Origin of the sequence: Desulfobulbus oligotrophicus, from assembly GCF_016446285.1 — a bacterium.
Classification (GTDB): Bacteria; Desulfobacterota; Desulfobulbia; order Desulfobulbales; family Desulfobulbaceae; genus Desulfobulbus; species Desulfobulbus oligotrophicus.
In genome coordinates, this window is sequence record NZ_CP054140.1 from 2,578,376 (window position 1) to 2,592,524 (window position 14,149).

At 47.8% G+C, this 14,149-nt stretch carries 15 protein-coding genes; 7 read left to right on the top strand and 8 right to left on the bottom strand.

Annotated features, from left to right (window positions below; all coding sequences use genetic code 11):
• Positions 1-24: 24 nt before the first annotated feature.
• The 4 genes from tolB to tolQ form a co-directional block, all read right to left on the bottom strand.
• Complete coding sequence (gene tolB, locus HP555_RS11850) at positions 25-1,287, bottom strand: Tol-Pal system beta propeller repeat protein TolB (RefSeq protein WP_233249172.1); 1,263 nt, start codon at positions 1,285-1,287, stop codon at positions 25-27.
• Positions 1,288-1,367: 80 nt separating this feature from the next.
• The gene (tolA, locus tag HP555_RS11855) at positions 1,368-2,498 is read right to left on the bottom strand and encodes a cell envelope integrity protein TolA (protein WP_199262766.1); all 1,131 of its coding nucleotides are present in this window, start codon (positions 2,496-2,498) and stop codon (positions 1,368-1,370) included.
• Positions 2,499-2,514: 16 nt separating this feature from the next.
• Positions 2,515-2,940, bottom strand: coding sequence for a protein TolR (gene tolR / locus HP555_RS11860; RefSeq protein WP_199262768.1), 426 nt, complete (start codon positions 2,938-2,940; stop codon positions 2,515-2,517).
• Between the two features lie 4 nt (positions 2,941-2,944).
• Positions 2,945-3,637 carry a protein TolQ gene (gene tolQ / locus HP555_RS11865; protein ID WP_199262770.1) on the bottom strand — a complete coding sequence of 231 codons (693 nt, stop codon included), beginning with the start codon at positions 3,635-3,637 and terminating at the stop codon, positions 2,945-2,947.
• Between the two features lie 518 nt (positions 3,638-4,155).
• On the opposite strand from tolQ, the gene HP555_RS11870 reads away from it, so the two are divergent.
• Positions 4,156-5,064: an NAD(P)/FAD-dependent oxidoreductase gene (locus HP555_RS11870; protein WP_199262772.1), complete on the top strand. Its 909-nt coding sequence runs from the start codon at positions 4,156-4,158 to the stop codon at positions 5,062-5,064.
• Between the two features lie 77 nt (positions 5,065-5,141).
• Here HP555_RS11870 and HP555_RS11875 read toward each other — a convergent pair whose 3' ends face one another.
• Genes HP555_RS11875 through HP555_RS11885 form a run of 3 tightly spaced genes read right to left on the bottom strand, consistent with a single transcriptional unit; the run spans position 5,142 to position 7,440 of the window.
• Positions 5,142-5,705 (bottom strand): dual-action ribosomal maturation protein DarP, encoded by a 564-nt coding sequence (locus HP555_RS11875; protein WP_199262774.1) that lies wholly within the window; start codon positions 5,703-5,705, stop codon positions 5,142-5,144.
• A 35-nt stretch (positions 5,706-5,740) separates the two neighbouring features.
• Positions 5,741-6,943, bottom strand: coding sequence for a bifunctional phosphopantothenoylcysteine decarboxylase/phosphopantothenate--cysteine ligase CoaBC (gene coaBC / locus HP555_RS11880; protein WP_199262776.1), 1,203 nt, complete (start codon positions 6,941-6,943; stop codon positions 5,741-5,743).
• A 14-nt stretch (positions 6,944-6,957) separates the two neighbouring features.
• The gene (locus tag HP555_RS11885; RefSeq protein WP_199262778.1) at positions 6,958-7,440 is read right to left on the bottom strand and encodes a hypothetical protein; all 483 of its coding nucleotides are present in this window, start codon (positions 7,438-7,440) and stop codon (positions 6,958-6,960) included.
• 358 nt (positions 7,441-7,798) lie between these two features.
• On the opposite strand from HP555_RS11885, the gene HP555_RS11890 reads away from it, so the two are divergent.
• The 3 genes from HP555_RS11890 to HP555_RS11900 are packed head-to-tail and all read left to right on the top strand — an operon-like array spanning position 7,799 to position 10,637.
• Positions 7,799-8,638 (top strand): TatD family hydrolase, encoded by an 840-nt coding sequence (locus HP555_RS11890; protein ID WP_199262780.1) that lies wholly within the window; start codon positions 7,799-7,801, stop codon positions 8,636-8,638.
• Complete coding sequence (locus HP555_RS11895) at positions 8,628-9,317, top strand: YggS family pyridoxal phosphate-dependent enzyme (protein WP_199262782.1); 690 nt, start codon at positions 8,628-8,630, stop codon at positions 9,315-9,317. Before HP555_RS11890 ends, HP555_RS11895 begins: the two co-directional genes overlap by 11 nt.
• Positions 9,318-9,326: 9 nt before the next feature.
• Entirely contained in the window at positions 9,327-10,637 is a 1,311-nt protein-coding gene (locus HP555_RS11900; protein ID WP_199262784.1) for a UDP-glucose dehydrogenase family protein, read from the top strand.
• Positions 10,638-10,787: 150 nt separating this feature from the next.
• Here the strand turns inward: HP555_RS11900 and HP555_RS11905 are convergent, their stop codons facing one another.
• Positions 10,788-11,036 carry a PxxKW family cysteine-rich protein gene (locus HP555_RS11905; protein WP_199262786.1) on the bottom strand — a complete coding sequence of 83 codons (249 nt, stop codon included), beginning with the start codon at positions 11,034-11,036 and terminating at the stop codon, positions 10,788-10,790.
• A gap of 166 nt (positions 11,037-11,202) precedes the next feature.
• Between HP555_RS11905 and HP555_RS11910 the strand changes: the two genes are divergently transcribed.
• The 3 genes from HP555_RS11910 to HP555_RS11920 all read left to right on the top strand — a co-directional run bounded on the left by HP555_RS11910 (position 11,203) and on the right by HP555_RS11920 (position 14,114).
• The gene (locus HP555_RS11910) at positions 11,203-12,408 is read left to right on the top strand and encodes a type II secretion system F family protein (protein ID WP_199262788.1); all 1,206 of its coding nucleotides are present in this window, start codon (positions 11,203-11,205) and stop codon (positions 12,406-12,408) included.
• Positions 12,409-12,434: 26 nt separating this feature from the next.
• Positions 12,435-13,727 (top strand): phosphopyruvate hydratase, encoded by a 1,293-nt coding sequence (gene eno, locus HP555_RS11915; RefSeq protein WP_199262790.1) that lies wholly within the window; start codon positions 12,435-12,437, stop codon positions 13,725-13,727.
• Between the two features lie 99 nt (positions 13,728-13,826).
• Positions 13,827-14,114: an integration host factor subunit alpha gene (locus tag HP555_RS11920; RefSeq protein WP_199262792.1), complete on the top strand. Its 288-nt coding sequence runs from the start codon at positions 13,827-13,829 to the stop codon at positions 14,112-14,114.
• The last annotated feature ends 35 nt before the right edge of the window (positions 14,115-14,149 follow it).

Below are 14,149 nucleotides of genomic sequence, written 5' to 3' on the forward strand. Positions count from 1 at the left end.
GAAACCACTGTTACCCCGGGTACTTCAGGGTAAACGGCCTGACCACTGTGGAGAAGACTGATTTCCCTTCATTGTAAAAAGAACACGGACATCCTTGCCGGCTTTGCTGACCACACAGATTTCAGACCGGCTGCCGCTTTTTCTTGTAACAGCAAGCAGCCGTCCATCCGGCGCCCACGTCGGTGTTTCGTAACGGCCTCCACCGGTACTCAACTGGCGGACATTGCCTCCGTTACGATCCATGATAAACAGCTGATAACTGCCTCCCTGCAAACCGGTAAAGGCAATCTCATCACCTTTGGGTGACCATGCCGGCTCCACACTTTCGGTGGTTTGGAAGGTCAATCGTTTTGCCTGACCACCTCCGGCATTCATGAGGTAAACATTCGGTCTGCCACTGCGATCCGACACAAAGGCAATCTGACTTCCATCCGGAGAGTAAGCCGGTGATACGTTGATACCGGCCCCTGAAGTTAACTGCTGCAGGATCTTACCCTGGCGATCCATGGCATAGAGATCCGGATTGCCGTTCTGGCTGAGGGTGACAACCATGGTTCGGCCGTCAGGAGAAAATGCAGGCGCAAGATTCAGCCCTTTTCGGCGTGACAGGGAATTTGTTGTTGTTTTCTGGCGAAGATCAGTGATGTACAGATCCTGATTGCCCCGATGATAGGTCGAATAGGCCAGAAAGTTGCCGTCAGGAGTAAACCGAGGTGAAACACAGAGGGCCCGGTGACTGGTGATCTGCCGCGGATGCCTGCCAAGGATATCGGTCAGATAAATCTCCTTACGTCCAGTGGCATCGGATACGTACGCCATACGTGTCCTGGCCACACCCTTCTCACCGGTAAAGTCCTCAATCAGGGCATCACACAGTCGCAACGTCATATCTTCAATCTGCCCGGCCGCTCCTTTATAACGACGACCTGACAGGGTCTTATCACTGCCCACGTCAAGGATGGATCCTTCAACCATCATACCGGCAGGATCACTGCCGACCTGTCCCAAAATCACATAATCAACCCCCAAACCCTTCCAATCCGCATCTCGGCTGCCACCATATCGACTGCTGTCAACCACACTGATAAAGCTGTGGAGCGCCAGGCCTTTGGACAGTAACTGCGTAACGGCCTTTGCCTGATCATTACCTGAAAAATTGGGAACAGCCACCATGATCTTCCGCATATCAGAGGCGGTGATATCAAAATAAGCTCGCTCAGCACAGCTTTCACGAGCAGAAACACTCAAAAGCAAACAGGCGATCATCACAAAAACTTTGGAAAACAAGCTTTTCATCATCATAATAAAGTATAAAAATTGTTGGTTAATAATGATTTACAAAACAGCGATCAACTATACACCAGGCCTTACATATTGCCAAGCTCACCCGGCAGAAATTTAAACCCCACTTCAGTGGTTTCCTGTTGCATCAGGGTGGGAAATGGAGGCATTGGAGCTGCGCTCCTGATGGTTTTTTCCACCATCTGGTCAAAAAGCGGATCCTTGGAACGCTGATCAAACTGAATGTGTGTCACCTCTCCATTTTTCCTGATGGTAATGACGACTTTCGCCAGCAAGCTTGCATCCCACCTCCGCATCTCGGGAAGTGCCCATTTGCTCTTAACCTTCTGAGCCACGGTCTGCCAGTATGTCTGCTCAACGATGGACTGGGCCTGTTGCCGACCTGTTGAACCACCGCTTACCGCACTCTGCATAGCCTGGGATTGACGACTGGCATCAGCACGGATTGCCGAGGCAGCCGCAGCAGCAGCATTTGCCTCAGCTGCGAGTTTCCGTGCTTCAGCAGCAGCAGCACGGGCCTCATTTTCTGCTCTGATCTGCTCAAGACGAGCCTGAGTGATTGCTTTTTGCCGTTCTGCCTCTCGTTTCCGCTCTTCAAGTTTCTTCTGCAGCTCACGCTCTTCCTGCTTCCGCTGCTCAGCCTCACGCTTTTTCTCCTCAATTTTTTTCTTGAGATCACGTTCTTCCTGCTTGCGTTGCTCCTGCTGTCGCTCTTGAACTTTTTCTTCTTCAAGTCTTGTATCTTTTGCCTTTTTTACCTTTCGCTTTTCCGGAGCAAGAGAGACCGGACTTTTCAGCACTTCCGGTTCGGGAGCTGGTTCCGGTTTGACAGCTGCTTTCTCTTTGACTGCAGGCATGGACGGTTCAGGCGGCGGCACAGACTCAGACGGTGCTTTCGGTTCTGGCGGCGGTGGTGGAGGAGGTGGAGCCACGGGTTGCGGTTTCTCCACAGTTGGTTTACCTGGTGGTGGGGCAGCCGAAGATGGGGGGGTGAGCGCACCACCGGCATCGGGCAGCGCAACCAGACTCACTGACACCACTTCTTCGACAATGGCCTTGGGTTCAAACAGGGAAGGTGTGAACATGACCAGCAACACAACAGCCACATGGACACAGAGCGCAAGGGAACAGGCTAACCACCAACGGTGATCAGCCTCTTGTTGATAAAGATAAAAATCTGTTTCAGAGTACTGCACAGAAAGCAACCAGCCGTTATTGTTTCCCTTTTTCAGCCGGAACAGTGATCATTCCCAGCTTTTCAAAGCCCGCTGCATGGATGTCGGCCATAGTGGCTGTAACCACACCGTACGGTACGTTCTTATCTGCACGCAGATAGATACCTTCTTTCTTGACCTCCGGAGGAATGGCTCGCAGCTGTTCTTGCAGGGTATCTGAACTCACTCTTTCCTTTTTCAGATACACATCTCCTTCCTTGCGTATGGTCACCACCAGGGGTTCCTCCTGCTGCTGGAGTGCTTTGGTCGTTGCCTCCGGCAGGTCAACCTCAAGCCCCTGGGTCATCATCGGAGCAGTTATCATAAAAATAATCAGCAGAACAAGCATGATATCAACAAGCGGTACAACGTTGATATCAGAAACCAGATTTCTCCTGCCCCTATTGTTTGCAAGCGGTCTCATGTCATCAGGTCCTGGTGAGGATATCTCTTTCGATCAGATTGATGAAATCCGTGCTGAAACTTTCTACGTTAGAATCGAACTCAGCAACCTTGTTGGAAAAATAGTTGAAGAAAATAACGGCAGGAATGGCCACAGCAAGACCGGCGGCGGTGGCCACCAATGCTTCAGATATACCCGGAGCAACAACAGCCAATGAGGCTGAGCCTCGTTGACCGATACTCTGGAATGAAGTCATGATACCCCAGACGGTCCCAAACAGACCGATGAACGGCGTAGCGCTGCCGGTGGTGGCAAGAATGGAAACTAAGCTGGCCAGACGATCGGACTCAAGAAACTGAGCCTTTCGAACGGCTCGTTTCATAGTGTCCATTGTTGCCAGCTGCATTTCCAGCGTGGTTTCTGTTTGCGTGGAGCTACGGGCGGCACTGATCTTTTTGAGTTCATTGAATCCGGCGACAAAGACTGTTGCCTCAGGGCTCAGAGGGCATGCTCTGGCTGCTTTATAGGCTTCATTCAGAGTTTTGCTCTCCCAAAATGCATCAAGAAAATCTAAAGAAGCATGCCGTGCTTTTCGGAGAACAAGAAACTTCATGATAACAATGGACCATGAAAGTACCGAAAAAATGAGCAAAACGAGCATGACCAGTTTTCCCATCATTCCGGAATGTTTCATAATTTCAAAGATAGAAAACTCCACGATGTTCCTTCCTGTTGAATTTTGATGTTTTTCTGACTATGTGTATCTCTGTTATGGATACAAATAAAATACCCCTACCCACCGCAGCCCTGTCTTTCCATTGGCTTTCCGATCAGAAGGGCATAAATTTAAATTCTCACCTGTTTGCCACGCGGACAAAACATAATAATACATGGAAATTATTCGAAATCATCATTTCTGAAAAATATGTTTATTGCTGCCCCACCGTATGCTTTTTACAAGAACACGCTCTTTGAGCATGCGCAAACGCGTTATAACCCCACACACGGTGGCGTTGCTCATCAAATATCTATCGCATACGAAAAATGAGAGAACAGCGAACCTCGGCACAGGAAAGTACCATTCGAACCTGACAACGACAACAGCGGATAATATACTAATTCTACAGTTCTGTCGACCTCGAACTGGAAACAAACCATAAAGTATTCCCAGCGTCAATATGGCGGATAGTCAACAAAAAGCAATCTTGACTTTTTACACGAGATAAGGAGCAACCTATGTCAGAACACATGTACGATGTGGTCATTATCGGTGCAGGTCCTGCAGGCATTCAGGCAGCCATTCATGCCTCCCGAAGAAAAATTCGGGTCTTGCTCTTGGGCCGTATTGAAAACTCCGCACTCTATAATGGCCATATTGAAAACTATGCCTTTGTACCTCAGACCACCCTGGGTGCTGATCTGCTTAAACTGGGGCTGGAACAGGCAAAACGTTTCGGAACCGAGCACTCTTCCGCAGATGTTTTAAAAATTGCTCACGAAGAAGATATTTTTCATCTGGAGCTCGAAAGCGGCAAAACTGTTTCCACCCATTCTCTCATTCTGTGCATGGGGGTTTCAAAACAAAAACTGAATGTTCCGGGTGAAAAAGATCTTTTAGGCCGAGGTGTGTCGTACTGCGTGGACTGTGATGCCAATTTTTACAGGGGAGCTGTGGTGACTGTAACGGGCAATCGCAGCGCTGCTGTTGATGGTGCCCTGACCCTTCTTGACTACGCATCAAAAGTGTATCTGGTGGCTGAAACACTCGATGTTTCCGATGAACTGCTGACCCGTTTGCAGTCAAGCAGCGTTGAACGCATCTGTAGCTCAATTAAACAGATAAATGGTGATCGCATGGTGACCTCTTTGGAGCTGGCAAACGGAGAGGCTCTGGACACCGAGGGTATTTTTATTGAATTGGGATCAAAAGGCGCCATGCAGCTGGCCACCCAGATCGGGGTACTCCTCGATCTGGAAGCAAAGTATATTGCTGTTAATCAGAAACAAGAAACAAATATTCCGGGAATTTATGCTGCCGGAGATATTGTCGGCCCTCCTTTGCAGATGGCAAAAGCCGTGGGTGAAGGGTGCGTTGCCGGCATGGAAGCAGCCACCTATGCGCGAAAAAAGAAAAAAGAAAAATAGCCGTATATGATATCTTGTCAGACGGATAATGAGCCTATTGTGGAGAGCTTCACGACCACATCCTGACGGAAGATGTTCTAGGACTCCCTGGACACACTCTCCTGCTGCTGAATGCGGTTGTGCAGCTCCTGCATGGAGCGGAGATAGCGAAAAATCTCCCGGCTGTACCGGGGATTTCTTGTACGTACAAAAAGATAGGCAAGGCGAGAAAGGGTCAGTGGATCGATCACCGGTACTGTGCGTTGCAGCTGCGAGATGGTCGTACTCGGCCAGTTCTCCGTCCAGTCCTCACCACGTTCCCTGCACAGTTTCTCCTGTTCAAGAGCCTCATTGATCAGTGTATGACGATAGGAATCTATCGTTTTAACCTGTTGCTGCTCCTTCAACTTGTTCCCGCGATAACGACTGACCAGTTCGTACAGACCCTCTAACGGGTACTGTTGAATAAGTCTGGTCAGGTACTTAACCTCCCTTTTCCTCGCCTTGTTGAGGGGACGACCCGCTACAGTCAGCAAACTCTGCCTCATCTCGTCGGGAAGAGGCGTTTGGCTGAGCACATGGGCAGGAAGAGTTAGCAGCTCTTCCACAAGCAGCTCAATCTCTTTTATTCTCCGCTTTTGCTCAGAGCGGCTTATCTGCATACACTCCCCAACATCTTAAAATGCCCCTCATCCCTTTATGGTTGCCGCCGTATGGCCACGATTTTGTCCCAGATATGGTCTGCTGTTTTTTCTTTGGAAAGCAATGGTAAGGTGGTGCTACCCTGTTGATCAATGAGAGTGACCTGATTGGTTTCAACATCAAAACCGGTTGTTGAACCAAGAATATCATTCATTACGATGAGGTCGAGGTTCTTTTCCCTTAGTTTGCGACGTCCCTCTTCAACATGCCGGTGACTTTCCGCAGCAAACCCGACAAGTGTCAGATGGGGATGACGATTTTGACCCAACTTCTGTAAAATATCGACATTTTTGACAAGTTCAAGTCGTAACCCTGTCTCCTTCTTCTTGATTTTGTGTTCTTCATACGCCTGTGGTTTAAAATCAGCAACAGCCGCTGATTTAATAATCACATCCATATCTGTCGCCCGGTCAAAAACAGCCCGGGCCATTTCTACTGCTGTGGTCACTCGTATGACCTCAATACCCGGCGGGTCAGCCAAGTGTACCGGTCCGGTAATCAGGGTGACGTCAGCACCTCTGCGCCGAGCTGTCCGTGCCAGGGCAAACCCCATCTTTCCGCTTGAACGATTACTGAGAAAACGGACAGGGTCCAATGGCTCCCTTGTCGGACCGGCGGTGATCAGCACTTTATAATCGCGCAGGTCAGCAGCTTGAAAAAGACTCAACAGCTTCTCTCTGGCCACCTCCCAATCAGCCAACCGCCCATCACCGACCTCTCCACATGCCAGGCTGCCGGTTCCCGGTTGCACAATATGGTAACCATACTCTTCCAGACAGCGAATATTGTGCTGTGTTGCCGGGTGTGCAAGCATATTGGAGTTCATGGCCGGGCAAATCACAACCGGGATACGTGCGGCCAATACAACTGCTGCAAGGAGACTGTCAGCAGCGCCTCGTGCCAATGCAGCAATGGTTTGTGCAGTAGCCGGGGCAACCAGAATAACATCAGCCTCTCTTGAGAGGTTCAGATGCGCCATGATCGCCTCCGGCGTATCACCAAACATATCCCGGTGCACCGGATTACCACTCAACGCGGCAAAGGTGAGAGCGGAAACAAACCGTTCCGCTGCCTCGGTCATGACAACTGTCACCACCCCCTCTTCCTTAACAAGAGACCGTGTCCATTCCGCTGCCTTGAAAGCCGCTATAGATCCGGTAACACCCAGTATGATTCGCTTTCCCTGTAGACCTGGCATCGCACTCAATATAATTAGAGATTGGAATCATCAAAGGTGTTCGATCGTCCACCAGAAGTTTTGTCGATGGCTACATAGAGTTTCAGTTCTGTTTTTCCGAGTACTCCTTCGGCAATGGTCACCATACATGTCTTGTTCGGCTTAACAAAGGCCAGCATAATGGTTTTAGAGGCCGACTCTCCCACAAGGCGCCATTTATTATCCTGCATTGATGCGACCATGTAGTCCTTCAATGACATGAGTTCCGCCCGCCCCTTATACGTGAAGATACCGCCACGAAACGATTCTGTTTTGATAACCATTGAATTTTTTCGATCCCATATCAACTCACTCGGGAGAGTAATATCCTTGATATCATCAGCAAAATTACTCAGCTGCGGTAATCCTGAAGCATCAGTTCCACCCATCCCCGCCTGTCGGGAAGCACAACCGTTTAAAAACAACAGTGCAGCCAGACTAAAAAAAACAAACCATTTCATCCCTTTTGTGTGTTGCATAGAACGCATCCTCCAGTTGAAAAATTCCACTCTGAAAACTTCAAATCACTTGCATACGGGAAGAACATGCTCGCATGTCCGAACAACATCATTTTATATTTGCCTCGCACGCAGCACAGGTGTACACAGTGCTGCACATCCTCAGTGACTCCTGTCAGCTGCTGCGAACATATTCCGACCGTAACCCGCCGACCTAAGGTCTCGGGGTGACTGAAATAAAAAGAGAACCAAGTCGGTAAGTTGTAAAAAATAAAGATTTCAATGTCAACAAACATTCACTATGATATCCGTGTGAGTCTACCCGCACCGCCAATGCCACTTCTTACAGGAAGAATCTGCACGACATCCTCCATTACCCATGAAACATATCAATACAACTCCACCTCATCCTTCAAAGCCGATAAACAACCCACAACTCATTGACACCCACTGCCACCTTGACATGATCGCTGCCCATGCAGATGTAAACACCGTTCTTTCCGAAGCGGCTCAGCAAGGTGTTACACAGGTAATCACCATAGGCATTGATGTGCAAAGCTCACAGCAGGCCATACTGCTTGCGCATCGTTATCAGGATGTTTACGCGACCGTCGGTGTTCATCCGCACAATGCCGGGGAGGTCAAACCGGCAGTCTTGCGAAAACTCGCCCAGCTGGCTGGTGATTCTACAGTGGTCGGCTTTGGGGAAATCGGTCTTGATTACGTCAAAAACCATGCCCCGCAAAAAATACAGCGCCGGGCATTTACAGAGCAACTGCACCTCGCCAAAGAGCTGAACTTGCCGATCATCATCCATGATCGGGAAGCGCATGCCGATATTTACCGTCTTCTTGAAGAGGCAGGACCTTTTCCGCAGGGAGGGGTCATCCATTGCTTTTCCGGTGACCTGGCCTTTGCTGAACAGATGGTTGCCATGGGATTTGCTCTTTCAATTCCCGGTGTTGTCACTTTTTCCAGCGCCCGTTCTTTGCATGAGGTTATCCGGCATATCGATCTTACACATCTTCTTGTCGAGACGGACAGCCCGTACCTCGCACCAGTACCTTTTCGCGGTAAGCGTAATGAGCCGAAATTTCTGATCTATACGGCACAAAAAATAGCAGAAATAAAAGAGGTTTCCCTTGCTGCCGTTGCCCAGGCAACTACTGCCAATGCAATCCGGCTTTTTCATCTTCCTCACGCTGATCATGATTCGTGAAAACTTACGTCTTATACAGGCGTCGATTGCTCGAGCAGCTGAAAAATCGGGAAGAACTCCTGAGGAGATCACCCTTGTTGCTGTGACCAAGACAGTGCCGATCGCAGCCATCCAAGAAACGATCAGATGTGGACACAACTTTTTTGGTGAAAACTATATCCAGGAGGCTGCCGGCAAAATCCCCTGCTGCCCTCCGGATACCAACTGGCATTTTATAGGTCATCTTCAAAGCAACAAGGCCAAACAGGCAGTTGAACTCTTTCAGGTTATCGAAACTGTTGACCGGTGGGAAATTGCCAGAATACTGAATAAATATGCCCGGCAACTGAACAGATATCCTTCAATTTTAATACAGGTCAACCTGGGCCGAGAACGGCAGAAGTCCGGTATTTTATCCGAGCACCTGGAAGACTTGCTCCATCGAATCGGTCAGGAAACAGCACTACCGGTCCTCGGCTTGATGACCATGCCACCCTATTTTTCCGATCCTGAACAAAGTCGCCCGTACTTTCAGCAACTAAAAGAATTGAGCATGCAGCTTGCCAGGAAAAATCTTTTCGCTGATAATAGTAACGTTGTCCTCTCCATGGGCATGTCAAATGATTACACCGTTGCCATTGAGGAGGGAGCAACTACTATCCGTGTTGGTTCAGCCTTATTTGGGACGAGAAACATCTAAGAGGAAGATATGAAAATTGTGATAGTCGGTACCGGATATGTCGGTCTGGTAAGTGGTGCCTGTTTGGCTGAATTTGGTCATGAAGTGATCTGCGTCGATAACAACCGGGAAAAGATCGAGCGACTCAAAAAAGGCATCATCCCTATTTATGAGCCCGGACTTGATATTCTTGTCAAAAAAAATATCGAGGAACACTGTTTAAGCTTTACCACAGACCTGTCTGCGAGCATTCCGGAAGCAGAGGCTGTTTTTTTGGCTGTCGGTACACCAAGTTCACGGCGCGGTGATGGTTATGCTGATTTAACGTATATCTATGATGCAGCACGTGAACTTGCTCCGCACCTTCGGGACTATACTGTTGTGATCGACAAAAGTACTGTCCCTGTCGGAACAGCGCGCCAGGTTGAACGGATTATCCGGGAAGAAAACCCGCAGGCAGTCTTTGATGTTGCCTCAAATCCTGAATTTTTACGAGAAGGGGCAGCTATCAACGACTTTATGCGTCCTGATCGCATAGTCATCGGGGTGGAGTCCGATCAGGCCGAAAAAATACTCAGAGAGATCTACAAACCTCTCTACTTACGTGAAACTCCCCTGGTCTGCACGACTATTGAAACCGCTGAACTGGCTAAATATGCCGCCAACGCCTTTCTCGCAGTGAAAATCAGTTTTATCAATGAGATCGCCAATGTTTGCGAAGCAGTCAATGCAAATGTCATTGATCTGGCAAAAGCCATCGGAATGGATGGCCGGATCGGCAATAAATTCTTACACCCCGGCCCGGGATACGGTGGATCCTGTTTTCCTAAAGACACATTGGCCCTTATGCGCATTGTCCAGGAGTATGGAGAAAACGTTCACATTGTTACGGCCGCAGTTGAGGTGAATGCCGCGCAAAAAGCAAGGATGGTCAAAAAGATCAGAGAAATGCTGGGAGGAAACGAAGCAGGCAAGACCGTTGCAGTTCTTGGACTTACGTTTAAACCGGAAACCGATGACATGCGGGATTCTCCCTCTATCACTATTATTCCGGCTTTATTGGAAAAGGGAGCAAAAATCAGAGTCCATGACCCTCAGGGAATGGAGGAGGCAAAGAAATACCTGCCCAACACCATCGAGTATACAAGTACGGCCTATGAAGCCGCAACAGGTGCTGATTGCCTTGTTTTGCTTACTGAATGGAATCAGTATCGCGCTCTCGATTTTCAGCGCTTAAAGGAGACAATGAGATCACCGGTGTTTATCGACTTGCGAAATGTTTACGACCCTGCCACTGTACGAAATGCCGGATTTTCGTACACAGGTGTAGGCCGGAAATAAAGGAAAAAGGTTTCTTGCGAATCTTACTCAAGAAACCTTTTAATATGCAGTTACATGATAAACCACCTGCACCGTGGCGGTTGCAGGTTAAGTCGTGCTGCTGAAAATTTATCCAAAAATGAGCGCTGCAGACTTTTACAAAAGGTAGCTTTATTTCCTTTTCTTTGCCGCACGCTTTGAAGCTTTCAAAGGATTGATACGCGTTTGAATAACGTTTGCTTCCGATTTCATATGCGTAGCAAAATTACAGACCCCCAAACGCCACTTTGCGCCTGGATTTGCATATGTCTTGCAAAACTGTTTTTCCTCCACCTCGACGATGCGATCACAGCCGGAGCACTGTTCAACAATCTGTAAAAAAGAACCGTATATATTTTTTGTGGTACTGTCTGTTTGCATGTTGCCAACCCCTGTAATGATATAAACTTTTTCTTGAACCAGAAAAAAATGTTACCTAAAATAAGATGTAAACCTTTTTAATTAAGAAATTGGTGAGCATCTGTCAACATGTATCTTATCATGAATTGGCTCACAGACTTTCAAGAAATTTTCCGGAGAACTTCTCATGCCGATCTTTGTCTGGAAGGGAAAGAACAGTTACGGTGAACGACGTAAGGGTGAAATAGAGGCCGTCGATGAAGCTGGTGCGCGGGCACAACTCAGGCGAATGCGCATCGAGAACCCTACTGTCAAACTAAAGCCAAAAGACCTTTTTGAAAATCTCAAACTCTTTCAACCTAAAGTTACCGGTAAAGACCTTGTCATCTTTACCAGACAACTTTCAACCATGATTGATGCCGGACTTCCCCTTGTGCAGTGCCTACAGATTCTGGGCAAACAGCAGAGTAATCCAACCTTTAAATCGGTACTGACCTCTATTCAGAATGATGTTGAAACCGGAACGACACTTGCCGATTCAATGCGCAAACATCCAAAGATATTCGACAATCTCTACTCAAATATGATTGAAGCCGGTGAGCTGGGCGGTATTCTTGACACGATCCTCTCACGACTGGCTGCCTTCAAAGAAAAATCCATGGCCCTGCAGAAAAAAATTAAAGGAGCCATGACGTACCCGATCATTTGTTTGGCAATTTCAATTCTTATATTGATTGTCATTCTGGTATTTGTTATTCCAGTCTTTGTTGAAATGTTTGCGAGCATGGATTCGAAATTACCAACAATAACCCAACTGGTTGTTGATATGAGTAATTTTGTTAAAAGCAATATCCTCTTTGTCTTTATATTTTTTATGCTCGTCGTCTATGGTTTCAAAAAGATATATAATACTGAAAAAGGTCGCCTGCGGGTTGATGCTTTTGTCTTGAGAGCTCCGGTCGTTGGACCTTTGACAAGAAAAGTTGCTGTATCAAAATTTACTCGTACCCTGAGTACGATGCTGCAAAGTGGTGTACCCATCCTGGATGCGCTGCAGGTCGTTGCTCGGACTTCCGGAAACAAGGTTGTTGAACGTGCTGTTCTTCGAGTATCGGAAAGCATTGCTGAAGGACGCCCCATTGCGGAACCTCTTGAGGAATCCGGGGTTTTTCCTAACATGGTCGTGCAGATGATCAATGTTGGTGAATCCGTTGGCGCCCTTGACACTATGCTGGAAAAAATTGCTGATTTTTATGATGAAGAGGTCGATCAGGCTGTAGAGAACCTCACTGCAATGATAGAGCCGTTTATGATGGTTTTTTTGGGCGGCATGATAGGCGGTCTCGTTGTTGCCATGTATTTACCAATTTTTCAGATGGCAGGAAACATATAGCCATCCAGTAAAGGAGCTGTTCAGATATGAGCGAAATTATAGGAATACTTGGTAGAGAAATTCTCGACTCCCGTGGAAACCCTACCGTTGAAGTTGAAGTGTACCTGGAGTCAGGTGTGATGGGCAGAGCAGCTGTACCCTCCGGAGCTTCAACAGGAAAAAGAGAGGCTCTGGAACTTCGCGACCCCAAAGATCCGCGATACGGCGGCAAGGGTGTTCTGCAAGCCGTTGCAAATATCAATGAGCGTATTGCTCCCGCCTTGCTCGGCTTTGACGCGGCCCGACAGGTGCTGATCGACAAGACCATGTTGGCTCTTGACGGAACTGCCAATAAAGAAAACCTTGGCGCAAATGCCATCCTCGGAGTTTCCATGGCTGTTGCCAAATCCATGGCTGCGGAACTTGAATTACCTCTCTACCATTATCTTGGCGGGACCAATGCCAAGGTCCTTCCTGTGCCGATGATGAACATCTTAAACGGCGGCGCACATGCTGACAACAATGTAGATATTCAAGAATTTATGATTCTGCCGGCTGGTGCATCGTCTTTTACTGAGGCTTTACGCATGGGTACGGAAACCTTTCATGCCTTGAAGACGGTACTTAAAAAGAAGGGCCTGCAAACCGCAGGCGGCGATGAGGGAGGGTTTGCTCCGAATCTGCGTTCCAATGAGGAGGCAATGGAGTCAATTCTTGAAGGTATTGTTCAGGCCGGCTATACACCGGGAAAAGATATCTATATTGGAATAGATGCAGCTGCCAGTGAGTTTTTTGCAAACGATGAAAAAGTATATGTTCTGGAAGCTGAAAAAAACCCAAAGAAATCAGCGGACCAGTTAATTGATTTCTATGCTGACTGGGTGCGAAAATACCCGTTGATCAGTATTGAAGATGGTTTGGATGAATCTGATTGGGATGGCTGGCAACAACTGACCCAGACCCTTGGTCAAAAAATCCAGCTTGTCGGTGATGATATCTTTGTGACCAACACCGCCATCCTCAAAGAAGGCGTTGACCGGAAGATTGCCAACTCAATTTTGATTAAACTTAATCAGATAGGAACCTTGACCGAAACTATTGATGCGGTTGACATGGCCCATCGTGCCTCCTATACAGCAGTGATTTCGCATCGATCCGGTGAAACAGAGGATGTTACGATTGCTGATTTAGCTGTAGCGCTGAATACGGGGCAGATTAAAACCGGAGCACCGTCCCGCAGTGATCGAGTTGCAAAATACAATCAACTTTTGCGCATTGAAGAAAGGTTGGCTACTTCTGCTGCATTTGCTGGCACATCGGCTTTTTCATTTCTTAAGTAATCTAAAGTTGACAACTACCTGTGTTTCCTCCTAATATGTGTGATATCCGTATACGGAACAGTTTGTATCCGCACAGAGGAAGTGACAAAGGAGGTGGAAATGACTCTTACAAAGGCTGACTTAATTCAGCAGGTTTACAAGACACATCCCAATCTGACCAAGTCCCAATCTACAGATTTCGTAGAAATGTTTCTTAACCTTGCTAAATCTTCACTGATCACCGGTGAAGATCTTCTCTTAAGTGGTTTTGGTAAATTTAATATCAAGAATAAAAAATCCAGACGTGGCCGTAACCCCCAAACCGGCACCGAACTCACCCTTGATGCACGGAGAGTGGTGACCTTTAAACCGTCTGGAATTTTACGTACACGAATCAACTCTGACTAACAGTTTTCTTCCTGCAGATACAGGCGCCGGGCACC